General features: G+C 67.2%; 23 protein-coding genes. 16 read left to right on the forward strand and 7 right to left on the reverse strand.

Annotation, left to right across the window (positions count from 1 at the left end):
- The first annotated feature begins 123 nt into the window (after positions 1-123).
- From ACSION_RS06715 to ACSION_RS06725, 3 genes are all read left to right on the forward strand, one after another.
- Positions 124-1278: a phytase gene (locus tag ACSION_RS06715; RefSeq protein ID WP_435305376.1), complete on the forward strand. Its 1155-nt coding sequence runs from the start codon at positions 124-126 to the stop codon at positions 1276-1278.
- A gap of 20 nt (positions 1279-1298) precedes the next feature.
- Entirely contained in the window at positions 1299-2663 is a 1365-nt protein-coding gene (locus tag ACSION_RS06720) for a metallophosphoesterase (RefSeq protein ID WP_435305377.1), read from the forward strand.
- A 65-nt stretch (positions 2664-2728) separates the two neighbouring features.
- Complete coding sequence (locus ACSION_RS06725; protein WP_435306673.1) at positions 2729-3310, forward strand: inorganic diphosphatase; 582 nt, start codon at positions 2729-2731, stop codon at positions 3308-3310.
- 112 nt (positions 3311-3422) lie between these two features.
- On the opposite strand, the gene ACSION_RS06730 is transcribed toward ACSION_RS06725, so the two are convergent.
- On the reverse strand, positions 3423-4919 hold the full coding sequence (locus ACSION_RS06730; RefSeq protein WP_435305378.1) for an aminotransferase class III-fold pyridoxal phosphate-dependent enzyme: 1497 nt from the start codon (positions 4917-4919) through the stop codon (positions 3423-3425).
- Between the two features lie 118 nt (positions 4920-5037).
- Here ACSION_RS06730 and ACSION_RS06735 point away from each other — a divergent pair, with 118 nt between their 5' ends.
- The 6 genes from ACSION_RS06735 (at position 5038) to secF (ending at position 11162) form a co-directional block, all read left to right on the forward strand.
- On the forward strand, positions 5038-5469 hold the full coding sequence (locus ACSION_RS06735) for an Lrp/AsnC family transcriptional regulator (protein WP_093300369.1): 432 nt from the start codon (positions 5038-5040) through the stop codon (positions 5467-5469).
- 59 nt (positions 5470-5528) lie between these two features.
- A complete protein-coding gene (queA, locus tag ACSION_RS06740) occupies positions 5529-6578 on the forward strand; it encodes a tRNA preQ1(34) S-adenosylmethionine ribosyltransferase-isomerase QueA (protein ID WP_435305379.1) in 1050 nt (349 codons plus the stop codon).
- Positions 6575-7714, forward strand: coding sequence for a tRNA guanosine(34) transglycosylase Tgt (gene tgt / locus ACSION_RS06745; RefSeq protein WP_435305380.1), 1140 nt, complete (start codon positions 6575-6577; stop codon positions 7712-7714). Before queA ends, tgt begins: the two co-directional genes overlap by 4 nt.
- A gap of 138 nt (positions 7715-7852) precedes the next feature.
- Positions 7853-8191, forward strand: coding sequence for a preprotein translocase subunit YajC (yajC, locus tag ACSION_RS06750; protein WP_056878258.1), 339 nt, complete (start codon positions 7853-7855; stop codon positions 8189-8191).
- Positions 8192-8290: 99 nt separating this feature from the next.
- A complete protein-coding gene (secD, locus tag ACSION_RS06755; RefSeq protein ID WP_435305381.1) occupies positions 8291-10168 on the forward strand; it encodes a protein translocase subunit SecD in 1878 nt (625 codons plus the stop codon).
- A 16-nt stretch (positions 10169-10184) separates the two neighbouring features.
- Positions 10185-11162, forward strand: coding sequence for a protein translocase subunit SecF (secF, locus tag ACSION_RS06760; protein WP_435305382.1), 978 nt, complete (start codon positions 10185-10187; stop codon positions 11160-11162).
- Positions 11163-11262: 100 nt separating this feature from the next.
- On the opposite strand, the gene ACSION_RS06765 is transcribed toward secF, so the two are convergent.
- The gene (locus ACSION_RS06765) at positions 11263-12084 is read right to left on the reverse strand and encodes an inositol monophosphatase family protein (protein WP_435305383.1); all 822 of its coding nucleotides are present in this window, start codon (positions 12082-12084) and stop codon (positions 11263-11265) included.
- A gap of 96 nt (positions 12085-12180) precedes the next feature.
- Here ACSION_RS06765 and ACSION_RS06770 point away from each other — a divergent pair, with 96 nt between their 5' ends.
- From ACSION_RS06770 to ACSION_RS06780, 3 genes are all read left to right on the forward strand, one after another.
- Positions 12181-12990, forward strand: a complete 810-nt coding sequence (locus ACSION_RS06770; RefSeq protein WP_435305384.1) for an RNA methyltransferase — start codon at positions 12181-12183, stop codon at positions 12988-12990.
- Between the two features lie 62 nt (positions 12991-13052).
- Positions 13053-13982 carry a phosphate/phosphite/phosphonate ABC transporter substrate-binding protein gene (locus ACSION_RS06775; RefSeq protein WP_435305385.1) on the forward strand — a complete coding sequence of 310 codons (930 nt, stop codon included), beginning with the start codon at positions 13053-13055 and terminating at the stop codon, positions 13980-13982.
- Positions 13979-16099 carry a putative bifunctional diguanylate cyclase/phosphodiesterase gene (locus ACSION_RS06780; protein ID WP_435305386.1) on the forward strand — a complete coding sequence of 707 codons (2121 nt, stop codon included), beginning with the start codon at positions 13979-13981 and terminating at the stop codon, positions 16097-16099. Before ACSION_RS06775 ends, ACSION_RS06780 begins: the two co-directional genes overlap by 4 nt.
- Positions 16100-16201: 102 nt before the next feature.
- Here the strand turns inward: ACSION_RS06780 and ACSION_RS06785 are convergent, their stop codons facing one another.
- Both ACSION_RS06785 and ACSION_RS06790 read right to left on the reverse strand, forming a co-directional pair.
- The gene (locus ACSION_RS06785; RefSeq protein ID WP_435305387.1) at positions 16202-16828 is read right to left on the reverse strand and encodes an exopolysaccharide biosynthesis protein; all 627 of its coding nucleotides are present in this window, start codon (positions 16826-16828) and stop codon (positions 16202-16204) included.
- A gap of 1 nt (position 16829) precedes the next feature.
- Positions 16830-18140: a hemolysin family protein gene (locus ACSION_RS06790; RefSeq protein ID WP_435305388.1), complete on the reverse strand. Its 1311-nt coding sequence runs from the start codon at positions 18138-18140 to the stop codon at positions 16830-16832.
- A 283-nt stretch (positions 18141-18423) separates the two neighbouring features.
- Between ACSION_RS06790 and ACSION_RS06795 the strand changes: the two genes are divergently transcribed.
- Together ACSION_RS06795 and ACSION_RS06800 are read left to right on the forward strand one after the other, a co-directional pair.
- Positions 18424-19050 (forward strand): DUF47 domain-containing protein, encoded by a 627-nt coding sequence (locus tag ACSION_RS06795; protein WP_435305389.1) that lies wholly within the window; start codon positions 18424-18426, stop codon positions 19048-19050.
- 12 nt (positions 19051-19062) lie between these two features.
- Positions 19063-20184, forward strand: coding sequence for an inorganic phosphate transporter (locus ACSION_RS06800; RefSeq protein WP_093490404.1), 1122 nt, complete (start codon positions 19063-19065; stop codon positions 20182-20184).
- 87 nt (positions 20185-20271) lie between these two features.
- Here the strand turns inward: ACSION_RS06800 and ACSION_RS06805 are convergent, their stop codons facing one another.
- Complete coding sequence (locus ACSION_RS06805; protein ID WP_093490405.1) at positions 20272-20682, reverse strand: hypothetical protein; 411 nt, start codon at positions 20680-20682, stop codon at positions 20272-20274.
- Between the two features lie 41 nt (positions 20683-20723).
- Between ACSION_RS06805 and ACSION_RS06810 the strand changes: the two genes are divergently transcribed.
- Both ACSION_RS06810 and ACSION_RS06815 read left to right on the forward strand, forming a co-directional pair.
- Entirely contained in the window at positions 20724-21062 is a 339-nt protein-coding gene (locus tag ACSION_RS06810) for an MGMT family protein (protein WP_435305390.1), read from the forward strand.
- 42 nt (positions 21063-21104) lie between these two features.
- The gene (locus tag ACSION_RS06815; RefSeq protein WP_093490407.1) at positions 21105-21749 is read left to right on the forward strand and encodes a rhomboid family intramembrane serine protease; all 645 of its coding nucleotides are present in this window, start codon (positions 21105-21107) and stop codon (positions 21747-21749) included.
- Between the two features lie 62 nt (positions 21750-21811).
- Here the strand turns inward: ACSION_RS06815 and ACSION_RS06820 are convergent, their stop codons facing one another.
- Together ACSION_RS06820 and ACSION_RS06825 are read right to left on the reverse strand one after the other, a co-directional pair.
- The gene (locus ACSION_RS06820) at positions 21812-23833 is read right to left on the reverse strand and encodes a M13 family metallopeptidase (protein WP_435305391.1); all 2022 of its coding nucleotides are present in this window, start codon (positions 23831-23833) and stop codon (positions 21812-21814) included.
- 205 nt (positions 23834-24038) lie between these two features.
- The gene (locus ACSION_RS06825) at positions 24039-26117 is read right to left on the reverse strand and encodes a M13 family metallopeptidase (RefSeq protein ID WP_435306674.1); all 2079 of its coding nucleotides are present in this window, start codon (positions 26115-26117) and stop codon (positions 24039-24041) included.
- Between the last annotated feature and the right edge of the window lie 30 nt (positions 26118-26147).

Below are 26147 nucleotides of genomic sequence, written 5' to 3' on the forward strand. Positions count from 1 at the left end.
TCACATGGCGGAAACATGACACGCAGGTTCCCGTGCGGTGACAGGTATCCGCATGCAGTGCACTGACACGAAAATGTCACGCCGTCTGCGTAGAACATGGCAGTTTGTTGACGCCTTCATGTCATGGGGAACCCAGTGAAACCACGTCTTGCTTTGCTCGCTATTCCTTTCCTGCTTGTTGCCTGCGGCGGGAAGCCTGCTGCACCCGCCGTCGACGCGCCGCTGCAGACGCGCGAGAAAGAGCCGGACGAGCACGTAGAGAAGGATCCGTTGCTGAGCGAGGCGAAGGTCGCGCATGTCGTGGTGCCGGAAGCCTTCATCACCGCGGCGACGCCGGCCGAGAACGTGGATTCGCCGGCCAGTTGGCGTGCCGCCGATGGACGTCGCTGGTTGATCGCCACCGCCAAGGACACGCATCGCCTGGTCGTCTACGACGGCGGCACGGGCAAGCAGCTGCGCACCGTTTCCGGCCCCGGTAGCGCGCTGGGGCAGATGCAGCGGCCGAACGGCATCGCCGTGATCGATGATCTTGCGCTGGTGGTCGAGCGCGACAATCGGCGCGTGCAGGTGTTCCAGCTGCCGGACTTCACGCCCTTGCTCGTGTTCGGCGCGGAAGACCTGAAGCAGCCGTATGGCCTGTGGGTGCGACCGCAGAAGGACGCGTACGAGGTGATCGTCAGCGACAACTACATGTCGCCCCAGAACGAAGATGCGCCGCCGCCGCTGGCCGAACTGGGCCAGCGCTTCAAGCGTTACCACCTGCAGCGCGCCGAGGGCGGTTGGAAGGCCACGCTCGCCGGCACTTTCGGGGACACCGGCGAAGCCGGCGCGATCCGCATCGCGGAGTCCGTGTTCGGCGATGCGGCGAACGACCGCCTGTTGCTCGCGGAAGAGGATGTGGCCGTTGGCACGCGCCTGCGCGAGTACGGCCTGGACGGCACGTACCGCGGCCGCGACCTCGGCGCGGACCTGTTCAAGGCACAGGCCGAAGGCATGGCGCTGGCGCAGTGCGCGGGGGGCAGCGGCTACTGGATCGCCACCGACCAGTTCAAGGACCGCAGCGTATTCCACGTGTTCGAGCGCAAGACGCTGGCCTATAAGGGCGCGTTCGCCGGCAACAAGACGGCGAACACCGACGGCGTGTGGCTGGACCAGAGCGCCGATGCGCGCTTCCCGCAGGGTGCGTTCTATGCCGTCGACGACGACCAGGCAGTGGCGGCGTTCGACTGGCGCGATATTGCCAAGGCGTTGTCGCTGCCGGAGTGCCGCGCCGAATGAAACATGCAGGGGATGCGGGGATGAAGTGGATACTGGCCGCGCTGCTGCTGGGGACCTGCGCGACAACGCTCGCGCAGGATGCGACGGCGCGCCAGCCCGAACCGAATACACGCGTACCGCAGGGCGTGGTGCGCTACGCACCGAGCGGTTTCCCGGATCGCATCGTGGCCTCGCCCGCGCAGGACGCCGCTACGGGTTTCTCGGTGGCGTGGCGTACCGATGCGCGTGTCGGTACGCCCTCGCTGGAGATCGTCGTCGCGGGCGATTCGCCCGACATGGGTGAGCCGCGCAGCATCGCGGCGACCAGCACGCCGCTGAAGACCGAGAGTGGCGAAGCCCATCACCATCGCGCGGATGTGACCGGTCTGCAGCCGGATACGCTGTACGCCTGGCGCGTGCAGGGCGACCGCACCTGGAGCGCCTGGCACCACACGCGCACGGCGGCTGCCGCAAGCGCGCCGCTGACGCTGCTGTACTTCGGCGATACCCAGAACAAGAACGTCAGCCTCACCACCCGCGTCGTCCGCGAAGCGATGCGCGCGGCGCCGGATGCGCGTCTCGCGCTGTTCGCAGGCGACCTGGTCAGTGGCGGTGACGGCGAGGACGACAACGAATGGGGCGAGTGGTTCGAGGCCAACGAAGTGCTGCCGACCTCGCTGGTCGTCGCGCCGGCGCCGGGCAATCACGAGTATTTCGAGGAATTCGAGGACACCCCGCAGGAACGTCGCGTGCTGGGAGCGCACTGGCCGGTGACGTTCGCGCTGCCGGACAACGGCGTGGCGCAGGCGAAGCGGACCACGTACTGGTTCGATTACCAGGATGTGCGCGTGGTCGTGATCGATGGCACCTCCGCACTCGACCTCGGCACCGCGAGGGCGCAGGCGGCATGGCTGGATGGGGTCTTGGCGAGCAACCCCAAGCGCTGGAGTATCGTGCTGACCCATCAGCCGTTCTTCTCGCCGCGCGAGGGGCGCGACAACGTGCTGTTGCGCCAGCACCTGCTGCCGGTGATCCGCAAGCGCAAGGTGGACCTGGTGCTGCAGGGACACGACCACGTCTATGGTCGTTTGAAGAACGAAGCACCGACACCGGTATTCGTCGTCTCGGTCACCGGCGCCAAGCAGTACCGGCTATTGGATGAAGCGCGCAAGACCATGCGTCCTGTCGCCGAAGACACGCAGTTGTTCCAGGTGCTCCGCTTCGATGGCCCGCGCCTACGCTATGAGGCGCGCACGGCGACCGGTCGTCTCTACGACGCATTCGACCTTGTCGATGGTGGCGCCGCGGGCAAACAGCTTAACGAACATGCGGAAGGTCGCATCGAGGAACGAACCTGCATCCGCGCCGAGACCCTGAAGGGTCGCGCCGACCGGTGCTGGGAATGAATCCTCCCTCCGACCATCCAAGGACTTTCGCCATGTCGAAGCGCACGACGCCGCTGTTGCTCGCCATGGTGCTCGCCGTATCGGCGGGTGCTGCCTTCGCCCGCGAAGCGCACATCCGCCATCCGTTCCTCGCCCAGCAGCCGAAGGCCGCGCCGGAAGAAGTGCTGCTGGCCGTGGAGATTCCCGCGGGCAGTTTCACCAAGTACGAGATCAACGACGAAGGCCTGGTTTACGTGGATCGTTTCCAGTCGATGCCGGTGGCGTATCCGGCCAACTACGGTTCGATGCCGCGCACGCTGGCCGGCGACGGCGACCCGCTGGATGCGCTGGTGCTGACGCGCGAGCCCCTGCATCCGGGCGTGCTGGTGAAGTTCCGGCCGATCGGCGTGCTGCGCATGCTCGATGATGGCAAGCACGACGAAAAGATCATCGGCGTGCCGACCGACAAGATCGATCCGACCTATGCCGGCATCCGCGACCTGTCCGACCTGCCGGAGATCGAACGGCAGCGCATCGAGGCCTTCTTCCGTGTCTACAAGGACCTGCCCAAGGGCCGCAATCCGGTGCAGCTCAACGGCTACGGCGATGCGAAGGAAGCGAAGGCGCTGATCCAGGCCTCGCTGGATCGCTTCACCGCACAACCGTAGGGTGGGCCTTGGCCCACCATCCACCTGCGCGATCAACGGTGGGCCAAGGCCCACCCTACGAAAGAAAAAGGCGAGCCGAGGCTCGCCTTTTTCGTCGCATCCATCGTGCGGATCAGGCCGCCGCGGCCTGGCTGATGCGCGGGCCTTCGCGCAGCGCCTTGCCCACCATGCCGACCAGCAGGTCCAGCTCCTCGCTGTCGATGGCGAAGTGCGGGGTGAAACGCAGCGAGTTCGCGCCGCCGTGGATGACGTTCAGACCCTGCTGGCGCAACCATTCCTCGGTCGAACCGGTGCCGTAGCACTTGAACGCCGGCGACAGCTCGCACGAGAACAGCAGGCCGGTGCCCTGCACGTTGGTGATCAGGCCGCCGAGCTCCGCCTGCAACTGCTGCAGTTTCTGCACGGCTTCGACGCCACGCTTGCGAATGTTCTCGCGCACCTGCGGGGTCAGCTGGGACAGCGTGGCGCAAGCCACGTCGAGCGCACGCGGGTTGGTGGTCATCGTGTTGCCGTACACGCCCTTGCGGTACAGGCCGGCAGCGCGCTCGTTCACGGCGAGCACCGACAGCGGGTACTGCGCGGCGTTGAGCGCCTTGGAGTACGTCTCCATGTCCGGCGCATCCAGGCCCTCGAAGCCCGGGTAGTCGACGATGGACAGCACGCCATGCGCGCGCAGGCCGGCCTGGATCGAATCCACCAGGAACAGGCTGCCGTGGCTGCGGGTCAGTTCGCGGGCGGCGGCGTAGAACGCCGGCGGCACGGAACGGCCCGGGTCGCCTTCGCCCATCACCGGCTCCAGGAACACGGCTTCGACGAACCAGCCCTTGGCCTCGGCGTCGGCAAACGCCTGCTTCAGCGCATCCACGTCATACGGCGGGATGGCGATGACGGAGTCTTCGCCGCGGTAGCTGGCCAGGTGCTGCAGGTAGGACTTGCGCGAGGAGTCCGAGTACAGCGCCGGGCGCTCGGTGCGGCCGTGGAAGCTGCCCTTCACCACGATGCGCTTGATGGTGCGGCCGGCGTGGCGGCCGTCCGGGTCGGTCATCAGCTTGCTGTTGATGTCGGCGATGCGCGCGGCCAGGCCGACGGATTCGGAACCCGAGTTCAGGCACAGGAACTTCGCGAACGGGCAGCCGCCGCGGGTATGGCCGATCTCCTTGCGCAGGGCGCGGTCGAAGCGCAGCTGCGACAGGCTGGGGGTCATGATGTTGGCCATCACCTGCGGGCGGGCCATCGCGTCCAGCACGGCGGCCGGGGTGTGGCCGAAGCCGAGCATGCCGTAGCCGCCCGCGTCGTACAGCACCGCGCCGTTGAGGGTGACCACCCACGGACCACGCGCGGCCAGCGCGATGTAGGGGTTGATCGCGTCATCGGCATAGAAGTTGACGTAGCCGGCCTGCACGGCGCGCAGCTGCTCGGTTTCGTCCAGGTCGAACAGCTCGGCGAACTCGTCCGTCAGGCGCGCGTGTTCGGCGGCGGCGGCCTCGATCACGGCGGCCAGGTCCGGGTGGCCCTTGGCCAGGCGTTCGACGGCGGCATCGTCCAGGCCGAGGGTCAGGCGCTGGCCCGTGTGGGCGCGCAGGGGGGCGAGGGCGTCGGTCAGGGCCATGGGATAGCTCCGGAAGGAAGGGCAAACCCCTATTATCTGGATAAACTCGTCGCTTGACAGTTGTGATCTGCGCGAAATTCATGGATATTTCGTCGATTCGACGAAACGAACCCGCCTCATGAAGCTCACCGACGCCGACCAGCAACTGCTCTCAGTGCTCCGTGAGAACGCGCGCGCCTCAACCGCCCAGATCGCCCGCCGGTTGAACCTGTCGCGGACCACCGTGCAGAGCCGCATCGAGCGGCTGGAGCGCGAGGGCGTGATCAGCGGTTACACCGTCCGCGTCCACGACGAGTACGACCGCAGCCACCTGCGTGCGCACATCATGATCGCGGTGCATCCGAAGCAGATGACCTCGGTGGTCGCCGCCCTGCGCGCCATGCCGGAACTGCGGGTGCTGCACTCGATCAGCGGCAGCCACGACCTGATCGCGGTGGGCGCGGTGCCCAGCGTGGGCGACATGGACGTGCTGACCGACCGCATCGGCGCGCTGGATGGCGTGGAGCGCACCACCTCGTCCATCGTGTTGTCGACCAAGTTCGAGCGCTGAGCGGCCCGGGGCCGCGCGGGCCGGTCACGTACAATGCACGCCCCCGCAAGGCCCCGACCGTGAAGAAGTCCGATTTCCATTTCGAGTTGCCCGAGGCGCTGATCGCCCAGGCGCCGCTGCCGGAGCGTTCCGCCAGCCGGCTGCTGGTCGTGCCGCCGGGCGAAGCGCCGTTCGTGGACCGCCACGTGCGCGACCTGCCCGAGTGGGTGCGGCCCGGCGACCTGCTGGTGTTCAACGACACGCGCGTGATCCCGGCGCGCCTGTTCGGGCAGAAGGAAAGCGGCGGACGGGTCGAGATCCTGATCGAGCGCCTGCTGCCGGACAACGCCGCGCGCGCCCAGGTTGGCGCCAGCAAATCGCCCAAGCCCGGCAGCCGCATCCAGCTGGATGCCGGCGGCGAGGCGGAAGTGGTTGGCCGCGACGGCGAGTTCTACCAGTTGCGCTTCCATGTGCCCGGCGCACTTGAAAGCTGGCTGCAGAAGGCCGGCCGCCTGCCGTTGCCGCCCTATATCCAGCGTGCGCCCGGGCAGGACGACGACGAGCGCTACCAGACCGTGTTCGCGCGCGAACTGGGCGCGGTCGCCGCGCCGACCGCCGGCCTGCACTTCGACGATGCGCTGCTGGCCACGCTGCGCGAGCAAGGCGTGGAGTTCGGCCACGTGACCCTGCACGTCGGCGCGGGCACCTTCCAGCCGATGCGCGTGGACAACATCCACGAGCACCACATGCACAGCGAATGGCTCAACGTGGGCGCAGCGCTGGTCGAGCAGGTGCGTGCGACGCGTGCACGGGGCGGGCGTGTGATCGCCGTCGGCACCACGGTCGTGCGCGCGCTGGAATCCGCGACGCGCCGTACGGAGGCCGGCGAAAGCGAATTGCAACCGTTCGCCGGCGAGACCCAGATCTTCATCTTCCCCGGCTACCGCATCCGCAGCGTCGATGCGATGGTCACCAATTTCCACCTGCCGGAAAGCACGCTGCTGATGCTGGTCAGCGCGTTCGCCGGCAAGGACCGGATCATGGCCGCCTACGCCCATGCGGTGCGCGAGCAGTACCGGTTCTTCTCTTATGGAGACGCGATGCTGCTGTTCCCGGACGTGGCCGCGTGAGCCGGCTTTCCTTCGACCTGCTGACGACCGACGGCGCGGCCCGCCGTGGCCGGCTGACGTTCCCGCGCGGCACCGTGGAAACCCCGGCGTTCATGCCGGTGGGTACGTACGGTTCGGTGAAAGGGATCCTGCCCGAACACGTCGAGGACCTCGGCGCCGAGATCATCCTCGGCAACACGTTCCACCTGTACCTGCGGCCCGGGCTGGACGTGATCGGCGAGCACGGCGGCCTGCACGGGTTCGCGCGCTGGAACAAGCCGATCCTCACCGACTCCGGCGGCTTCCAGGTGTTCTCGCTGGCCCACCGCCGCAAGATCACCGAGCAGGGCGTGACCTTCGCCTCGCCGGTGGACGGGGCGAAGGTGTTCCTCGGGCCCGAAGAGAGCATGCGCATCCAGAAGGTGCTGGACAGCGACATCGTGATGATCTTCGACGAGTGCCCGCCGGTGAACGTCAACGGCAAGCCCGTGGACAAGCGCGTGATCGAACGGTCGATGGAACTGTCGCTGCGCTGGGCGGAACGCTCCAAGCGCGCCCACGAAGGCAACGACGCCGCGCTGTTCGGCATCGTGCAGGGCGGGGTGCACCACGACCTGCGCTCGCGCTCGGCGGACGGGCTGAAGGGCATCGGCTTCGACGGTTACGCGATCGGCGGCCTGGCGGTCGGCGAGACCGAGGAAGAACGCAACGCGATGCTGGAGCACACCTGCCCGCAGCTGCCGACGGACCAGCCGCGTTACCTGATGGGCGTGGGCCGGCCGGAGGATCTGGTGGAAGCGGTGGCGCGCGGCGTGGACATGTTCGATTGCGTCATGCCGACCCGCAACGCGCGCAACGGGCACTACTTCACCTCGTTCGGCACCGTGCGCATCCGCAATTCCAAATACGAGCACGACCTGCAGCCGATCGAGCCCGGCTGCGGCTGCTACGCCTGCCGCAACGGCTTCACCCGCAGCTACCTGCGCCACCTGGACCGCTGCAACGAGATGCTGGCCCCGATGCTCGGCACCCTGCACAACCTCTGGTACTACCAGCAGGTGATGGCGCAGATGCGGGCGGCCATCGCGGAAGGCCGGTTCCAGGCGTTCCGGGACGGGTTCTATGCCGCCCGCGGGGCCGCCGTGCCGCCCCTTTGAGGCCGGCTCCTCTCTCCGCCGGGGAACCATCCGGCGTCGGGGCGGTCTTTTCCAGTCCGGGCCAAGGGGATGCCCGGACGGCCCCCGTCGGCGCGTGGCATAATCCCCGGCTGCTTTTGATACCGACTGGACAAGTCCATGAATCTGCTTGATTTCTTCGTTGCACCCGCATTCGCCCAGGCCGCTCCGGCCCAGCAGGGCATGGGGGGCTTCGGCCTGCTGATGCCGATCGCGCTGATCGCCATCATGTACTTCCTGATGATCCGCCCGCAGATGAAGCGCGCCAAGGAGCACCGCTCCATGCTGGACAAGCTGTCCAAGGGCGACGAAGTCATCACCTCCGGCGGCATCGCCGGCACCGTCACCGACATCGGCGACAACTTCGTGACCATCGAAGTGGCCGACAACGTGCGCGTGCGCGTGCAGAAGGCCGCGGTGGGCAACGTGCTGCCGAAGGGCACGCTGAAGTCCGCCTGATCCATCCCGTCCCGTCGCCCGCGCGGCGGGACGGTTTCCCGTTTCATTCCGAACCACTGCTGAGCGCATGCCCGGGAAGGGCCTGTGCGGGTCGCCCCGATGCTTGAATTCCCACGCTGGAAATACGTCCTGATCCTGATCGTCGTGTTGGCGAGCGCGCTGTATGCGCTGCCCAACCTGTACCCGCAGGATCCCTCCGTGCAGATCACCGCCAACCGCGGCTTCGCCATCGACGCCGCCCTGCGCGGCCGCGTGGATACCGCGCTGAAGGCCGCCGGCGTGCAGCCCAAGGCCGTAGAGGCCGAGGCCGCCAGCATGCTGGTGCGCCTGCCGGGCCTGGATGCGCAGACCAAGGCCAACGATGCCCTGCGCACGGCGCTCGGCGAGGACTACCTGGTCGCGTTGAACCTGGCCTCGACCGTGCCGGACTGGCTGGGCAACGTGGGTGCGCGCCCGATGGTGCAGGGCCTGGATCTGCAGGGCGGCGTGCACTTCGTGCTGCAGGTCGACCAGAAGGCCGCGCTGGACAAGCGCATCGATGGCTACCTGGAAGACACCCGCGTCACCTTGCGCGACAAGAGCGTGCGCTACACCGCCGTCGAACGCCGCCCCGACAACAGCATCGTGGTGACACTGGCCGAGGGCCAGGACACTGCGGCGGCGCAGAAGGTGCTGGCGGCGACGCTGAGCGCGCGCGGTAGCGCCAACGCGCTGCCGGGCACCGGTCTGTCGTACCAGACCAGCGGCAACCAGATCATCATCGGCCTGCCGCAGGCGGAGCTCGACCAGATCGCCGGCGAGGCGATCGAGCAGAACCTCACCACGTTGCGCAATCGTGTCAACGAGATCGGCGTGTCCGAACCCATCATCCAGCGCCAGGGCAACGATCGCGTGGTCGTGCAGCTGCCGGGCGTGCAGGACACGGCCGAAGCCAAGCGCCTGATCGGCGCGACCGCGACGCTGGAATTCCGTGCCGTGGTGGAAGGCAACGCCGCCGACGCCGTCGCCAGCGGCCGCATTCCGCCGGAAGCCAAGGTGTTCCAGCTGCGCGACAACGCCGGTCCGGTGCTGTTGAACAAGCGCGTGCTCGCTTCGGGCGACGAGATGGTCAATGCCCGCGTCGGCGTGGACAACAACGGCCTGCCCGCGGTGGACGTGACCCTCAACAACATCGCCGGCCAGCGCATGTTCGACTACACCAGCGCCAACGTCGGCAAGCTGATGTCCGTCGTCTACATCGAGCGCGTACCGACGGTGACCATGGTCGACGGCAAGGAAGTGCGCAGCGTGCGCGTGCGCGAGGAAGCCCTGTCGCCGACCCGCATCGCCGGCGTGTTCGGCAAGAACTTCCAGACCACCGGCCTGGAGAAGACCGAAGCCGAGAACCTCGCCAAATTGCTGCGCGCTGGTTCGCTGGCCGCGCCGATGGACTTCATCGAAGAGCGCGTCGTCGGCCCGAGCCTGGGTGCGGAGAACGTCGCCCGCGGCACCAAGGCGGTGGTCTACTCGTTCGTCTTCGCACTGGCGTTCTTCCTGGTGTACTACCGGATGTTCGGCCTGATCACCTGCGTGGCGCTGCTGCTGAACCTGGTGATGGTGGTCGCGGTGATGTCGCTGTTCGGCGCCACCATGACGCTGCCCGGTTTCGCCGGCCTGGCGCTGACCATCGGCATGTCGGTGGACGCCAACGTGCTGATCAACGAGCGCATACGCGAAGAGCTCAGGGCGGGCGTGCCGCCGCTGACCTCGATCGCCACCGGCTACGAGAAGGCCTCCGGCACCATCTTCGACTCCAACATGACCGCGCTGCTGGCGGGTGTGGCGCTGTACGCGTTCGGCACCGGTCCGCTGAAGGGCTTCGCCATCACCATGGTGATCGGCATCCTGACCTCGGTGTTCACCGCGGTCACCGTGTCGCGCGGCCTGGCCACGCTGATCTACGGCCGCCGCCGCAAGCTGAAGTCGCTGGCCATCTGACGAGAGCACACGAACCATGAAACTCTTTCCCCTGCATCTCGTCCCGAACGACACCCGCATCGACTTCATGCGCCTGCGGTGGGTGTCCATCGCGGTCGCCGTGATCCTGGCGGTGGTCGCGATCGGCGCCATCGCCGTCAAGGGCTTCAACTTCGCGCTGGACTTCACTGGCGGCACGGTGGTCGAACTCCGCTTCCAGAACCCGCCCGACGTGGACCAGGTGCGCTCGCGCCTGGAGGCCGCCGGCTACGGCAGCGCCCAGGTCCAGACCTTCGGTACCGGCAGCGACCTGCTGGTCCGCCTGCAGCCACGCGAGGAAGGCGCCGCTGCGCCCGACGCCGCAGACGCCACCAACCGCACCGCGCAGGACGTGGTCCGGCTGGCCTCCAGCGATGGCAACACCGCCACCATCATGCGCAGCGAGTTCGTCGGTCCGCAGATCGGCAAGGAGCTGGCGCTCAACGGCCTGTACACCCTGCTGTTCGTGGTGGCCGGCTTCCTGATCTACATCGGCTTCCGTTTCGAATGGAAGTTCGCCGTGGCGGCCATCGTCACCACGCTGCACGACGTGCTGATCTGCGCAGGCTTCTTCGCGTTGACCGGCCGCGAGTTCGACCTGACCATCCTGGCCGGCCTGCTGTCGGTGATGGGCTTCTCGATCAACGACACCATCGTGGTGTTCGACCGCGTCCGCGAGAACTTCCGCAGCCTGCGCGTCGAACCGGTGGAAGTGCTGAACCGCTCGGTCAACCAGACCCTGTCGCGCACGATCATCACCTCGTTCGTAGCCTTCCTCACCGTGCTGGCGCTGTACTTGTACGGCGGCGGTTCGCTGGAAGGCATGGCGATCTCGCAGATGATCGGCATCGTGATCGGCACCATCTCCTCGATCTTCGTGGCCTGCCCGCTGCTGACCATCGGCTTCCTGAAGGTCACCAAGCAGGACCTGATGCCGAAGGCCAAGGACGAAGCGGCGCTGGCGCGCCGCCCGTAATCGCCTTCCATCAGGTACGAAAAAGGCCACGCAATGCGTGGCCTTTTTCTTTCCGTGCCCCTCGCCGCGGGAACGACGGGGGCTGCGCCCGGGGCGGTGATCAGCCGTTGAACGAGGCCGCGTAACCCGACGACACGATGGTCTTCTGGAGGGCTTCGGCGACCTTGAGGTTGCCGGCCACGATCTGGCGGGGCAGGGCGGTGCGGCCGTCGATCTTGCCCAGCGCGGCGCCGCGGAAGTCGCAGACCTTGCCGCCGGCCTCGCGCACCAGCAGCACGCCGGCGGCGATGTCCCAGTCCTTCACGCCCGCTTCGAAATAGGCATCCGACCGGCCGCAGGCCACGTAGGCCAGGTCCAGGGCGGCCGAGCCGGTGCGACGGATGTCTTCGGCGTGCACCAGCAGTTCGCGCACGCATTCCAGCTGCGCACCGGCGCGGGCGCGCTCGCGCGGCGGGAAGCCGGTGGTGATCATCGCGCCTGCCAGTTCCTTGCGGTCTGCCACGCGGATGCGGCGCTCGTTGAGCTGGGCGCCGGCGCCGCGGCTGGCGGTGAACAGGTCGTTGCGCAGCGGATCGAAGATCACCGCGTCGGTCGGCTCGCCGTTGTCCACCAGCGCGATGGACACGCAGTAGTGCGGGAAACCGCGCAGGTAGTTGCTGGTGCCGTCCAGCGGGTCGATCACGAAGGTATAGCGGCCATTGATCTGGGCACCGCTTTCCTCGCCGACGAAGCCGTAGTCCGGGTAGGCCCGGCGCAGCTCCTTGATGATGACCTTTTCGGCGTCCGCGTCCACTTCGCTCGCGTAGTCCATCCGCTCCTTCTGCACCACGTTCAGCGCGTCCAGCTTGTTGATGCTGCGCAACAGCACGTTGCCTGCCAGGCGGGCGGCCTTGGTCATGACGGTGACGACGGGCTTTTGCATGCGAACGAACCTCGGACAGGCGTGGGGTGGGGCAAAACGAGTGGAAAAGAGCAGCACGGCGCAGAGGCCGGCCCGCGCAGTTTACCATTTGCCCCCATGAACACGCCCCCCTCCGTCATCGATACCGCCATCACCGATCCCGTTCCCGCGGCGCTCGCCGCCCGCCTCCGCGTGGTGCTCGTCGGCACGCAACACCCCGGCAACATCGGCGCGGCGGCCCGCGCGCTCAAGACCATGGGTCTGGGGCGGCTGGTGCTGGTGGCGCCCGAGGACTACCCGGCAGACGAGGCGTTCCGGCGTGCGGCCGGCGCGGACGACGTGCTTGCCGCCGCGCCCGTCGTCGCCACGCTGGCCGAAGCGGTGGCGGACTGCCACCTGGTGATGGGCTGCACAGCGCGCAGCCGGCGCGTCCAGTTGGAGGAACATGCGCCCCGGCAGGCGGCGGCTGTCGCGGTCGGCCAGGCCGAGGCGGGGGGCGAGGTGGCCCTGGTGTTCGGCCGCGAGCGCACCGGCCTGACCAACGAGGAGCTGCAGTTGTGCCAGGCCGCGGTGCACATCCCCGCCAACCCGGACTACAGCTCGTTGAACCTGGCGGCGGCCGTCCAGGTGTTGACCTACGAACTGCGGATGGCCCTGCTCGAGCGCGTGCAGGCCGTCCCCGCCGCCGATGCGGCGCCGGACGAGGCCCCCGCCAGCCACGCGCACCTGGAGGGCTTCTACGCCCAGTTGGGCGACACGCTGGACGCGATCGACTTCCACAAGGGCCGAACCCCCGATTCGGCCATGCGCAAGCTACGGCGCCTGTTCCACAAGGCAGCCCTGAACGAACAGGAGGTCAGGCTGCTGCGCGGCATCCTGGCCGACGCCCAGCGCATGGCCCGTCTGGCGGGCGGTGCAGGCGGCTGATGGCTGTCTAACTCACACGATTTCCGATAGGCTGCCGCCATCGTTTCGGCGGGCACCTATCGTTGCGTACAACCTGGTTCAGCCTGGCGCTGGCCGCGATCGGCGCAGCGCTGATTCCCGCCACCATCGCGCCCGCCAGTGCGGCCGGCGACGACCGCGTCCTCGTCCTGGGACGCATCAGCGACGACCCGAAGGCCCATTACGAGCAGCTCAAGCCGCTGCTGGACTACGTGGTCCCGCGGATGCGCGACGTGGGCATCACCGAGGGCCGCATCCTGATGGCCCGCGACACCCAGCAGATGACCAGCTATCTGCGCCGTGGACGCGTGGACTGGGTCACCGAGACCGCCGGCACGGGCATGCGCCTGCAGGAACGGGCGGGTGCCCGTCCCCTGCTGCTCACCGAGCGTGGCGGCGTGAGCCGCTACCACGGCGTGTTCTTCGTCCGGCGCGACAGCGGCTTGGAACGCCTTGAAGACCTGGGGGGGCGCACCGTCGCTTTCCAGAACACGGCGTCCACCAGCGCGTACTTCGCCCCGGCGACGGCGCTGCTCGATGCCGGCCAGCGCCTCGAGATCCTGCTCTCGCCGATGGATCGCCCGTCGGCCGATTCGGTCGGCTACGTGTTCGCGCGCTCCGAGCTGAACATCGCTGCCTGGGTGCACAAGCGCCTGGTCGATGCCGGCGTGGTGAGCAACCTCGACTGGGACGACGTGCGCCGCATGCCGCCGGCGTTCCGTCGCGACTTCCGGGTGATCCATGAAACGCAGGATTTCCCGCGCGCGCTCGAAATGGTGCGCGGCGACCTCGACCCGAAGGTGGAGGCGCGCCTGCGCGAAGTACTGCTGGAAGCCGCCAACGATCCCGCCGCGCGCGATGCGCTGAACGTGTTCTTCCGCACGACCCGCTTCATGCCGGTGGACCCTGCCTCCCAGCAGGCGCTGGACAACCTGCGTCGCGGCGTCGCCCGCGTCAGGGAGCAGGTGGAATGAAGGCCCTGCGCTTCGGCCTGCAGGCGCGCTTCCTCGCCGCCATGGCGATCATGTTGTTGGTGGTCATCGCGCTGGTCGCCACCCTGCTGCACCGGCAGAAGGTGATGCAGAAGGAAGTCGCCGAGCTTGGCCGCGATGCCATGCACGGCATGGTCGAGGACAGCCTGCGCCGGCACGGTGAGGCCACCGTGGACCAGTTGGCCGATGCGCTGGCCAATCCGCTTTATTACTTCGATCTCGATGCCGTCGGCAGCCTGGTGCGCTCCGCGCAGAAGGAGCCCGACGTCAGCTACGTGCTGGTGTACGACAACCAGGGCCGGATCATCCACGACGGCACGGCCGACATCGCCGTCTACGGCCAGACCATGACCGATCCGCTGGCCTATGAGGCGATCAACGCCCGGGCCATGCACACGCAGTGGTCCACCCAGATCGTCGACGTATCCGAGCCGATCATGATCGGCAGCGAGCGCATCGGTGGCGTGCGGGTGGGATATTCGGTGGCTTCCGTGCGCGCTTACGAGGACAAGGCGATCAACGCTGCGCGTGCGCGCCTGAACGAACTCGGCGCGCGACACCTGGGCTGGATCGCGCTCCTGCTTGCGGCACTGGCGGGGGTCAGCGTGGCGACCATGGTGTACGTGCAGCGCACGCTGGTGCGGCCCATCCGGCAGCTGGCGCGCGCCGCGCACGACATCGAGGTGGGCAACTACAACGGCGAGCGCATGGCCAGCGCACGCCAGGACGAAGTCGGCGAGCTCGTGCGTGCGTTCGGCACCATGAGCGACAGCATCGCTCGGCACGACCGCGATGTGCGTCGCATGGCGTACACCGATTCGCTGACCGGCCTGACCAACCGGCTGGCCTTCCGCGAAAGCCTGGATCATCGCCTGATGATGTTGCGCGGCGCGGGCCGCCAGTTGGCGCTGCTGTTCGCCGACATCGACGACTTCAAGCGCGTCAACGACACGTTGGGCCACGAAGCCGGCGACGAGGTGCTGCAGCAGTTCGCTCACCGCATCCGCGATGCGGTCGAACAGCTCGGCGGCGACGACGCGCTGCTCGCGCGTTTCGGCGGCGACGAGTTCGTCATCCTGATCCAGGACGGTGATGTGCGCGGTAGCGCCACGCGACTTGCGGAAAAGCTGGTGGCCGAACTCGGCCGCCCGATCGTCGTGCAGGAGCGCCAGGTCTTCCTGGGTACCTCCATCGGCATCACCCTGTTCCCCGAGGATGCATCGGGTGCCACGGCGCTGATGAAGAACGGCGACATCGCCATGTACCAGGCGAAGGTGGCAGGCAAGAACTGCTACCGCTTCTACAGCCGTGCGATGGATCAGGCGGTGGAGCGCCGCGTGCGGATGGAGCAGGAGCTGCGCGGCGCGTGGGAGCGTGGCGAACTGAGCCTGATGTACCAGCCCGTCTTCCGCCTGTCCGACAGTCGCATCATCGGCGCCGAAGCGTTGCTGCGTTGGCAGCATCCGGAGCTGGGCATGGTGGCACCGTCGGTGTTCATCGACGTGGCCGAACAGAGCGGGCTGATCGAGAGCATCGGTCCACGCGTGCTGCGCGCGGCTTGCGCCGCTGCCGCGCGCTGGGGCACCGACCGCGATGCGATGGAGCCTCTGTTCGTTTCGGTGAACGTGTCGCCACGCCAACTGCGCAGCGGCGACCTGCCCGACGTGGTCGCCGATTGCCTGCGCGACACCGGGCTGCCTGCCTCTCGCCTGCACCTCGAGCTCACCGAGACCGCAGTGATCGCCGACGAGGCGCACGCGAGTGCATTGCTCGCCACCCTGCACCGCACCGGCGTGAAAGTGTGGCTGGACGACTTCGGTACCGGCTTCTCCGGCCTGAGCCACCTGCGCCGCGTGCCGGTGGATGGCGTGAAGATCGACCGCAGCTTCATCGCCGACATGCTGCGCGACCCCGACGACCTCGCATTGACCACGGCCATCATCGCGATGGCGCATTCGCTCGGCATCACCGTGGTGGCCGAAGGCGTGGAGAAGGAAGGCCAGTTCAACCTGCTGCGCGAACGCGGCTGCGACCTGGCCCAAGGCTATTGGCTGGGCTACCCGGTCACGGCGGCGGAATTCACGCAGCTGATCGCCTGAAGCACGTCCGCCGAGGCCGCCCTGGGAGCGACGTAAGTCGCGATGACGTGCCGCTGAGAAGAAGCTCGCGACTTACGTCGCTCCCACAACAGCGCGACTTGCTCAAAACCAGCCGTCGACCAGACGGGCCAGCGATTCGACCAGGTTGCCGGACAGGAAGCCGAACACCACGACGGCGATCGCGCCGGCGATCCATGCCGCCAACAGCAGGGCGCCGTCGCGTTCCAGCAACGCCAGCGCGAACAGCAGCAACAGGAAGCCGAACACGTAGTTGGTGAACGGGATGGGCAATGCCAGCAGGATGCCCAGCAGCACCAGCAGCAGCCCGGTGAAGCTGAGCGCGATGCGGTTGTCGAGGAATCCCGCCATGCGGGGACGCACCAGTTTCTCCAGGCGGCGCAGCCACGGCGCCATGCGCTGGCGGAAACGCATCATCGCGCTCCGATGCGGCCCGCGGCGGGCGAGGAAGTCCGGCAGCCAGACCTTGCGCATGCCCAACAGCAATTGCACGCCGACGAGGATCACCATCGGCCCGCCAATCGCGCCGCCGACGCCGGGCACCGGAATGAAGGCTGGCAGCACGCCGATGAAGAGCAGCATGCCGAAGGCCGCCGGGCCGAAACCCTTCAGCAGGTCGCCGAGGCGCAACACTTCGTCGGGATCGCCGGCGGCGAAGCCGTCGATCAGGGTGGCGGTGCTGGTGTGTCGCGGCGCGTCGTCGGCGGCCATATCAGACCGCCAGGTCTTCGCCGTCGGTTTCCGGCAGCTTCTGCAGCAGCAGCTTGTCGATGCGCGCGCCGTCCAGGTCGACGACTTCGAAACGCCAGCCGGCCCATTCCAGTTGCTCGCCCACGTGCGGGATGCGGCCGAAGCGCTCGATCATCATGCCGGCGAGGGTGTTGTACTCGTCATCATCGGGCAGGGCCACGCCGCCCAGCAGTTCGCGCAGGTCGTCGTTGGGCAGCGAGCCGTCCACCAGCAGCGAGCCGTCGTCGCGGACCACGACCAGCGGGGCTTCGTCGATGTTGTGTTCGGCGGCCTGCAGGCGGCCGACCACGGCGCCCATCAGGTCGCTCTGGGTCACCAGGCCCTGGATCTCGCCGTACTCGTCGACCACCAACGCCAACGACTGCTGTTCTTCGCGGAAGATCTCCAGCAGCTTCATCGCGTGAGTGGACTCGGACACGAACAGCGGTTCACGCAGCTTGATGAAGAGGTCCGGGTTCGCCGCCCCCAATGCCGGCAGCAGCGACTTCACTTCGAGCACGCCGACCACGTCCTGGTCGCTGCCGCGGTACACCGGGAAGCGCGAGAACGCGGACTCGTGCATCGTCTCCAGGTTGTCCTCGTAGGAGGCGGCGGCGTCCAGCCAGACGATCTTCTTGCGCGGGGTCATCAGGCTGTCGGCCGTGCGGTCGCCCAGTCGCAGGACGCGATTGACCATGTTGCGTTCGTCGGCGTCGATCACGCCCTGCTCATGACTCTCGGTCACCAGCATGCGGATCTCTTCTTCCGTCACGGCTGCCCGGTTGTCGTCGCGGATGCCCAGCATGCGCAGCACGCCGCGGTTGATCGCACCCAGCACGAATACGACCGGGCGCGCGATGCGCGACAGCCAGTCCAGCGGGATCGCCACAACGGAAGCGATGGACTCGGCGTTTGTCAGCGCGAGGCGCTTCGGGATCAATTCGCCGAAGATGACCGAGCTGGCCGTGATCAGGGTCACTGCCGTGCCGACACCGATCGGCGTGGTGTAGCGCTGTGCGCCGGGCCAGATATCCGCAAGCCATGACGAGATCATCTGGCCGATGGCATCGCCGCCGAACATGCCGGTGAGAATGCCCAGGCCGGTGATGCCCACTTGCACGGTGGACAGCAAATTGTCCGGATGCTCCGCCAGATGCAGGGCCACGCGAGCGCCGCGACTCTCCTGCGCCATCTGCTTGAGCTTGAGTTTGCGCGACGTCATCAGCGCCATCTCCGACAGGGCGAAGAAAGCATTGATGACGATCAGGAAGGCGACGATCAGCAGCTCGAGCACGGCGCCTCCCGGTCAGAAAGGTGGAGGGCCGGCGAGGCGGGCGGGGTCTGTCGCGGGGGACAGTGGGGGGGAGTAGGGTCGTCGTCCATAGGGTGCACCCCAGGGGGCGCCGGGCGAGTTTAGCAAACGCTCCCATGGACGAGACGCGAAGCTGAACAAGACGTTTGGCTAATGCGGCCCCCGGAAACCTCCCGGCGAACCGCGTCGGACTGTCCGTCCGAGTCATGAAACGGTCATAATTCCGCCCCTGAAGCCGTCCATCCCGTGACGGTGGGACCGCCCGATGTTCTCCCTCCAGACGATCTTCGGCTCCGGCCAGCAGTTCTACACGCTGTTGGACGAGGCCGCCCAAGCTGCCCACGACAGCACCAATGCCCTGCACACCATGATGAAGGCCACCGACCGCCAGCCGGCGCTCGATGCCTTCAAGCTGGCGCGCCTGCGCGAGCGTGCGGCCTCGGACAAGATCGGCAAGGCGTTGGTGGACAGCTTCATCACCCCGATCGAGCGCGAGGACATCGAGGCCCTGGGCTCGGCGCTGTACAAGATCCCGAAGCAGGTCGAGAAGTTCGCCGACCGCTACTCGCTGGCCATCCAGCACCTGGAAGGCATCGACTTCGCGCCGCGCGCGGCGATGCTGGAGCAGGCCGCCGCCGTGGTCGTGGACATGGTCCACGAGATCAAGAAGATGAACATCGATCGGATGACGTCGCTCAACGAGAAGCTGCGCGCGATCGAGAACGAGGCCGACCGGCTCATGCTGGAGCTGTACCGCGACATCTACTCCGGTCGCCTGGACCACCTGCAGATGTTCCTGCTGAAGGAGTTCTTCGAGATCCTGGAAAAGGCCATCGACCGCTGCCGTGAGGCCGGCGTGGTGGCGTACCAGATCGTCCTCAAGAACAGCTGACGGGTCGCGCCCATGCTTACCCTCGTGCTGGTGGTGATCTTCGCCGCGCTCGTCTTCGAGTTCATCAACGGCTTCCACGACACCGCCAACTCCATCGCCACGGTCGTCGCCACCAAGGTGCTGTCACCGGGCCAGGCGGTGATGCTGGCGGCCGGCATGAACCTGATCGGTGCGCTGACCGGTACCGCGGTCGCCAAGACGATCGCCTCCGGCCTGATCGATACCAACGTGGTGCAGGTCACCTCGCAGGTGATCCTGTGCGCCCTGCTGGGCGGCATCATCTGGAACCTCATCACCTGGTGGAAAGGCCTGCCGTCCTCGTCCTCGCACGCGCTGATCGGTGGCCTGTGCGGCGCCGCGCTTGCGGCCGCGCACAACGACTGGGCCGCGCTGATCTGGTCGCAGGCGGCCGGCGACTGGACGCAGAACAAGGGCATCCTGTGGAAGGTCGTGCTGCCGATGATCACCTCGCCGGTGGCGGGCTTCCTGCTCGGCATCGTGGTGATGGTGGCGCTGTGGGGGCTGATCGTCCTGTTCGCGCGCATCGGTGGTTGGCTGGGCCGGCTCGCGCGCCCGCACTTCGTCAACAAGTTCTTCGGCAAGGCACAGATCCTGTCCGCCGCCTACATGGGCTATGCGCACGGCCACAACGATGCGCAGAAGACCATGGGCATCATCGCGCTGACGCTGTTCGGCGCCGAAGCGACCGGCGCGCTGGATGACCTTCCGGGCTGGCTGGCGTTCCTGCATCCCGGCAGCGCCGGTGAGCAGGACATCGCGATGTGGATCGTCATCACCTGCGCCATCGTGATGGCGCTGGGCACCGCCTCGGGCGGCTGGAAGATCATCAAGACCCTCGGCCACAAGATGGTGAAGCTGCACCCGATCAACGGCTTCGCCGCGGAGACCAGCTCGGCCACCATCCTGACCGTCGCTGCGCACTTCGGCATGCCGGTCTCGACCACGCACAGCATCTCCACTGCGATCATGGGCGTGGGCTTCGCGAAGAACCCGCGCGCGCTGAAGTTCAGCGTGATCGAGCGCATCCTGTGGGCGTGGGTGTTGACGATCCCCGCGGCCGGCGGCATCGCCTACGGTCTGCTGCGCCTGCTGGAATCGATCGGTTGGGCATGATGCCCGCCGCATCCACGCCATGAAAAACGCCGGGCTTGCCCGGCGTTTTTTGTGGTGCCGAGTGCGCGATGGGGGCCTGGGCCCGCCCTACAGCAGGTCGCCCTCTGCCGACAGCGCGCGCTCCATGCTGTCGCCGAGGCCGCCGATCTCCAGCACCAGGCGGTCCACCTCGGCCGGGCTGAGGCTTTCGTAGGGGCGGTTCTCGCACAGCTGCAGGTAAGGCACGCCATCGAGTTCGCCGATCGCCAGGTAGCCCACGCTGCTCTGCCAATTGAACTTAAGCGCACGCTTGGCATCGATGCCGGTCATCGGGGCGATCACCGTGCTCACGCGCAGGTAGCCGCGTTCGTCGTCGTTGCCCAGTTCGGACAGGAAGATGGCCTGGTGCCGCTTGCCGTTCCCCAGCGACAGTTCCACGCAGGCCACGAAGGGGTCGTGCATGGTGACCTTGTAGCCCGAAGAGTTCAGGTGGCCGCGAACCTGTTCGAAGTTTTCCATGGTGTGCTCCGGTGTTGCCGATGCCGCTATGCTAATCCGGCATGAGCGCCAAGTCTCCCGAAGACCGCATCCTGGCCGCGATCCGCGCGATCCCGCGCGGGCAGGTGGCCGGTTATGGCGAAGTCGCGCACCGTGCGGGACTGCCAGGGCGGGCGCGGCTGGCGGCGCGCATCCTCAGCCAGAACGACGACCCTGGACTGCCCTGGCACCGCGTGCTGCGCTCGGACGGACGCATCGCGTTCCCTGAGGGCTCGCGGGCCTATCGCGAGCAGAGCCAGCGCCTGCGCGCGGAGGGCGTGAAGGTGGAAAACGGGCGGGCGAAGCGTCCGCGCAGGACCGACACGCTCGATGAGGCGTTGTGGGGCCCGGGCCAGCCTTAACGTGAGACACGTATCATGGCGGCAGATGCCATGAGGATCGCCATGTTTCCCCGATTGCTGCCCGTCACCCGTAACCTGCTGATTGCCAATGTCGCCGTCTATGTCCTGCAATTGTTGCTGGGCGGGGCGTTCGACATGTTGTTTGCACTGAGGCCGGTCGGTTATGGCTTCATGCCGTGGCAGTTGCTGACGTATGGCTTCATGCACGATACGTCGGGACTCGCACACCTGGCGTTCAACATGCTCGCGTTGTGGATGTTCGGCAGTCCGTTGGAGCAGACCTGGGGTCCGAAGCGTTTCCTCACCTATTACCTGGTCTGCATCGTCGGTGCAGGTCTGCTGCAGCTCGGCGTGGGTTGGTGGATGGTGAGCAACGGCGGCATGCCGTATCCCACGGTGGGCGCGTCGGGCGGCGTGTTCGGCCTGTTGCTCGGCTACGGCATGCTCTTCCCGAACAATCGCATGATCATCTTCCCGCTGCCGATGGAGATCCGCGCGAGGACGCTGGTGATCATCTACGCCGTGCTGGCCCTGCTGATGGGCTTCACCGGCCTGCAGCCCGGCGTGGCGCATTTCGCCCACCTCGGCGGCATGGTGTTCGGCTGGCTGATGATCCGTTACTGGCGTGGCCAGCCGCCGTTCGGGCGCGGCCGGAAGGGCCCGCCGCGCATGCGCATCGTCAAGTGATGCCGTGATAGAAAAACGGCGCGGAATTCCGCGCCGTTTTCGTACCGCCTTTCGCGAAGGCCTCAGCGCCAGACGCGGATCTGCTCCGCCTCGCTGGCCTGCATCGGCTGGCCGGCCTTGCAGGTGAACGCCTGTGCGAAGGACGGCTGCTGCGTCAGCGGGCCGTTGGCGCGCCACTGGCCCGGGGCATGCACATCCACTGCTGCGCGCTGCGCGGCTTCGGTCTCGGACAGGTTTTGCGCCCACAGCGTGGCCCAGGCCTTGTAGAACGACTGCTTCGCCGCGGCGCTGGCCTGCGGTTCGGCGGTCGCGAACGCGTCCCACGCCAGTTCGACGCCCGCGAGGTCGGCGAGATTCTCGTCCTGGGTCAGCGCGCCATTGACCTTGACGTTCTTGAGGTCGGGATACGCGTACGCGCTGTACTGCGTGGCGACCTTGCTGCCCAACGCATTCCATGCGGCCACGTCGGCCGGGCTCCACCAGTCGCGCAGCTGGCCCTTGGCATCGACCATGCGGCCCTTGCTGTCGAAGCCGCGGCTCAGCTCGTGGCCGACCAGTGCGCCGAATGCGCCGTACTGCACGGCCACCGGCTGTTTCGCATCGAAGATTTCTTCCTGCAGCACGGCGGCGGTGACGATGAGGCGGTTCTGCGCCAGGTCGTAGGCCAGTGCCGGCTGCTGCGGCAGCACGTCCCAACGACGATCGGCGTTGCCCTTGCCGATGCGCTTCATCTCTTCGCGATGGCGCCACGTGGATGCGATCAGGATGTTGCCGCCGAAGCTGCCACGACCCATCGGTTGCACGCTGTAGTCGAGGTCGCGCCTGGGCGTACTGACTTCGATCTTCAGCTTGTCCAGCTTCGCCTTGCCCTCGGCCTTGGCGGCGTCGCTCAGCCAGCTGCTGCGCTCGATGCCGCGGCCCAGCGCATCACGCACCTGGCCGGCGATCTGCTCGGCACGACGCTTGTGGTCGGAGGGGACGTAACGCTCGGCGTACTCCTTGCCCAGCATCGGGCCGGCGGCGAGGTTGATGGCGTCGAGCACCTGGCGCCAGCGTGGTGCCGGTGCGGCATCGCCGCGCAGCACGCGGCCGCGGAAGTCGAATTCCGCATCGCGGAACGGCTTGGCGAGGTATGGGGCCATCGCATCACCCACGCGCCAGCGCAGGTAGGCCTTCCACTGGTCGGGCTTGAGGCTGGCGACCAGGCCGTCGAGGCGCTTGAACAAGGCCGGGTCGGCGAGCGAGACGGTGTCGTCACTGACGCCCTGCGCCTTGAGGAAGGCATCGAGCTGCAGGTTGCGGTACTGCTTGCCCAGGTCCTTGGTCGGCACCGGCGCGTAGTTGGCGAACGGGCTGCGCAGGTCGACGATCGGCTTCGATACCTGCGCCAGGCGCGATTCCAGGTCGATCACGAGGGCGGATTCGGCGTCCAGCTTCGCGGCCGGCGTGCCGGTCAGGGCCAGCACCTGCTTCACGTAGGCACGGTAACGGCCCAGCAGTTCGCGCGTATCGGCGTCGCTGCGGGTGTAGTAGGCCGGGTCGGGCAGGCCCAGGCCGCCCTGCATGAAGTAGCCGATGTGGCGGTCAAGCGCCTGGAGGTCCACGTCCGGGCTGAAGTTGAAGGCCACCGGGATGCCGACCTGGTGCAGCGCGGCGATGGCCGGCGCGACGTCCTTGGGCTTCTTGATGGCGTTGATGCGGTCCAGCAAGGGGGCGATCGGCTTGGCGCCATCGGCTTCCACCGCGGCTTCGTCCAGGCCGCTGGCCCAGAAGTCGCCCAGCAGCTTCTGCACGTTGCCTTGCGGAGACTTCATCGCTGCGTCGAGCAGGGCGCGCTGCTGCTCCAGCGTGCGCTCGCGGAAGGCACCCAGGACGCTCACGCCGCCTTCGCCGGCGGGGACGGGGTGGCTCTTCAGCCAGGCGGCGTTGGTGGCGCTGTAGAAATCGGTGCACTCCGCGCTGACGGCGGGGGCACGCGCGGCGCGCTTCTTGCGCTGTGCATCGGCATCCGGGGCGCCCAGGGCCAGGACCAGGGCGAGAGCGATCAGGGTGGGACGGCCGAGTGCGGTGCGCGGGAGGGACATCAGGGGGCTTCCGTGATTCAGGGGTCGGGCGATTCTAGCAAGGGCGCCGCGGGCCTCCTGTCATGCCATCGCGCAAATCCCGTCGCATTTGGCGGCGCCAACCGGCCCTGTGTCACAGACTCCGCCGACAGGACGGGTTTTGCGCCGCCGGAAAAGGAAAAGGCCCGGACAAGCCGGGCCTTTTCGGGTGACGCCAAGTCTTCGCTTACCAGATCACGACCTGCTGGTCGCCGCCGCGCACCATCGCGTCGCCGGCCTTGCAGGAGAACGCCGCAGCGAACGTCGGCAGGTTCGACGGCGCACCGATGGCGCGGAACTGTGCGGGGGCGTGCTCGTCGGTGGCGATCCGGTTCTTCAGCTCTTGCGGAGTGAAGTTGCGGCGCCACACCGTGGCCCAGTTGAGGAAGAAGCGCTGGTCGCGGGTCAGACCGTCGGTCTTCGGGTCCGGCGTGCCTTCGGTGGCCTTTTTCATCGCGTCGTAGGCCGTGGCCAAGCCGCCCAGGTCGGCGATGTTCTCGCCCAGGGTGTGGTTGCCGTTGATCTTCTGGCCGTCGGCGGTGCGGTAGCCGTCGAACTGCGCCACCAGCTTGCCGGTCAGCGCCTTGAAGCCCTTGGAATCGGCTTCGCTCCACCAGTTCTCGAACTTGCCGGTCGGGCCGAAGCGGCTGCCCTGGTCGTCGTAACCGTGGGTCATCTCATGGCCGATCACCGCGCCGATGCCGCCGTAGTTCATTTCATCCGTGGCGTTCGGATCGAAGAACGGCGGCTGCAGGATGGCGGCCGGGAACACGATCTCGTTCTGGAACGGGTTGTAGTACGCATTGACCATCTGCGGCGGCATGCCCCATTCGGTCTTGTCCACGGGCTTGCCGATCTTGCCCAGGTCGAACTTGTAGTTGAACTCCTGCGCGGCCAGCACGTTGCCGATGTAGCTGTCGCGGCCGGTGGACAGGCCCGCCCAATCGCGCCACTTGTCCGGGTAGCCGATCTTGGTGGTGAACGCGGCCTGCTTCTCCGTCGCCTTGGCCTTGGTCTCGTCGCTCATCCACGCGAGGTTCTGGATGCGGGCCTTGAGTGCGGCGCCCAGGTTCGCAACGAGGGTTTCCATCTTGGCCTTGGCTTCGGGCGAGAACGCGACCTTCACGTACATCTGGCCCAGCGCTTCACCGCTCTGGTTCTCGATGGTGGACAGCACGCGCTTCCAGCGCGGCTCGATTTCCTTCTGGCCGCGCAGCGTCATGTTGTAGAAGTTGAACTGTTCGTTCGCGAACGCGTCGCTCAGGTACGGCGCGGCGCCATCGACGGTGTGGAAACGCAGGTACGCGCGCCACGTCGCCGCATCGGTATCGCCGAGCATCTTGCTGACTTCCTGGTGGAAGGACGGGATGGCCAGCGAGAACTGCTGCAGGCCGGTCACGCCTTGCGACTCGAGGAACTTGGTCCACGAGAAGTTCGGCGTCAGCTTGTCGGCGTCCGCGACGGACACCATGTTGTTGTACAGGCTGACATCGCGCGACAGGTCTTCGCGCGATTTGGACGCCTTCGCCAGGCGCGTTTCGAAGGCCATGATGCCGGTCGCCTGCTTCTGGGCGTCGGCAGTGGCCACGCCGGACAGTTCCAGCACCTTCGCGATGTGCGCCACGTAGGCGTCGCGGATGTCCTTCTTGTCGGCGTCGAAGTAATAGTTCTTGTCCGGCAGGCCCAGGCCGCCCTGCATGGCGACCGCGGTGTTCATGTCGGGATTGCTGAATTCCGGCAGCGCGCCGAAGCCGAACAGGAAATTCTGTCCCTTGGCCGCCGTCTGCTGGAGGTACGCCACGATGGCGTCCTTGTCCTGCAGGCCGTCGATCGACTTCAGCATCGGTGCGATCGGCTCGATGCCCTGCGCGTTGGCCTTGGCTTCATCCATGCCGGTCGCCCAGAGGTCGCCGATGATCTTCTCCACGCCGGTCGCACCGGCGTGTGCAGCGGCCTGCTCGGCCAACTGCTTCTGCACGGCGGTGGAACGCTCGTCCAGCATCTCGAAGGCGCCCCAACTGGTGCGGTCGCTCGGGATCGCATTGGCGGCCAGCCACTTGCCGTTGGCGTAGCCGGCGAAGTCGGCACAGGCGTTCTTGGTGGTGTCGAGGTCGGCGATCTGGAAGCGGTTGACGCCCGGCAGGGTGCTTTCGTCCAGCTTGAGTTCCAGCGCGTTGGGCGCCTTCGCGGCCGTGTCGGCGGCCGGGGCGGCCTCTTCCTTCTTGGCGCACGCGGCCAGTGCGGCGGCCACGGCGAGCGAAAGCATCAGGATCTGGGGTTTGCGGGCAATCACGGT

The organism is Pseudoxanthomonas sp. LjRoot125 (genome assembly GCF_964252705.1).
Classification (GTDB): domain Bacteria; phylum Pseudomonadota; class Gammaproteobacteria; order Xanthomonadales; family Xanthomonadaceae; genus Pseudoxanthomonas_A.

What these genes read in the sequence shown, in the direction of transcription:
- ACSION_RS06715 (WP_435305376.1), top strand. Translation starts at nt 124, where the DNA reads ATGGGGAACCCAGTGAAACCACGTCTTGCTTTGCTCGCTATTCCTTTC.
- ACSION_RS06720 (WP_435305377.1), top strand. Translation starts at nt 1,299, where the DNA reads ATGAAGTGGATACTGGCCGCGCTGCTGCTGGGGACCTGCGCGACAACG.
- ACSION_RS06725 (WP_435306673.1), top strand. Translation starts at nt 2,729, where the DNA reads ATGGTGCTCGCCGTATCGGCGGGTGCTGCCTTCGCCCGCGAAGCGCAC.
- ACSION_RS06730 (WP_435305378.1), bottom strand. Translation starts at nt 4,919, where the DNA reads ATGGCCCTGACCGACGCCCTCGCCCCCCTGCGCGCCCACACGGGCCAG.
- ACSION_RS06735 (WP_093300369.1), top strand. Translation starts at nt 5,038, where the DNA reads ATGAAGCTCACCGACGCCGACCAGCAACTGCTCTCAGTGCTCCGTGAG.
- yajC (WP_056878258.1), top strand. Translation starts at nt 7,853, where the DNA reads ATGAATCTGCTTGATTTCTTCGTTGCACCCGCATTCGCCCAGGCCGCT.
- secD (WP_435305381.1), top strand. Translation starts at nt 8,291, where the DNA reads ATGCTTGAATTCCCACGCTGGAAATACGTCCTGATCCTGATCGTCGTG.
- secF (WP_435305382.1), top strand. Translation starts at nt 10,185, where the DNA reads ATGAAACTCTTTCCCCTGCATCTCGTCCCGAACGACACCCGCATCGAC.
- ACSION_RS06765 (WP_435305383.1), bottom strand. Translation starts at nt 12,084, where the DNA reads ATGCAAAAGCCCGTCGTCACCGTCATGACCAAGGCCGCCCGCCTGGCA.
- ACSION_RS06770 (WP_435305384.1), top strand. Translation starts at nt 12,181, where the DNA reads ATGAACACGCCCCCCTCCGTCATCGATACCGCCATCACCGATCCCGTT.
- ACSION_RS06780 (WP_435305386.1), top strand. Translation starts at nt 13,979, where the DNA reads ATGAAGGCCCTGCGCTTCGGCCTGCAGGCGCGCTTCCTCGCCGCCATG.
- ACSION_RS06785 (WP_435305387.1), bottom strand. Translation starts at nt 16,828, where the DNA reads ATGGCCGCCGACGACGCGCCGCGACACACCAGCACCGCCACCCTGATC.
- ACSION_RS06795 (WP_435305389.1), top strand. Translation starts at nt 18,424, where the DNA reads ATGTTCTCCCTCCAGACGATCTTCGGCTCCGGCCAGCAGTTCTACACG.
- ACSION_RS06800 (WP_093490404.1), top strand. Translation starts at nt 19,063, where the DNA reads ATGCTTACCCTCGTGCTGGTGGTGATCTTCGCCGCGCTCGTCTTCGAG.
- ACSION_RS06805 (WP_093490405.1), bottom strand. Translation starts at nt 20,682, where the DNA reads ATGGAAAACTTCGAACAGGTTCGCGGCCACCTGAACTCTTCGGGCTAC.
- ACSION_RS06810 (WP_435305390.1), top strand. Translation starts at nt 20,724, where the DNA reads ATGAGCGCCAAGTCTCCCGAAGACCGCATCCTGGCCGCGATCCGCGCG.
- ACSION_RS06815 (WP_093490407.1), top strand. Translation starts at nt 21,105, where the DNA reads ATGTTTCCCCGATTGCTGCCCGTCACCCGTAACCTGCTGATTGCCAAT.
- ACSION_RS06820 (WP_435305391.1), bottom strand. Translation starts at nt 23,833, where the DNA reads ATGTCCCTCCCGCGCACCGCACTCGGCCGTCCCACCCTGATCGCTCTC.
- ACSION_RS06825 (WP_435306674.1), bottom strand. Translation starts at nt 26,117, where the DNA reads ATGCTTTCGCTCGCCGTGGCCGCCGCACTGGCCGCGTGCGCCAAGAAG.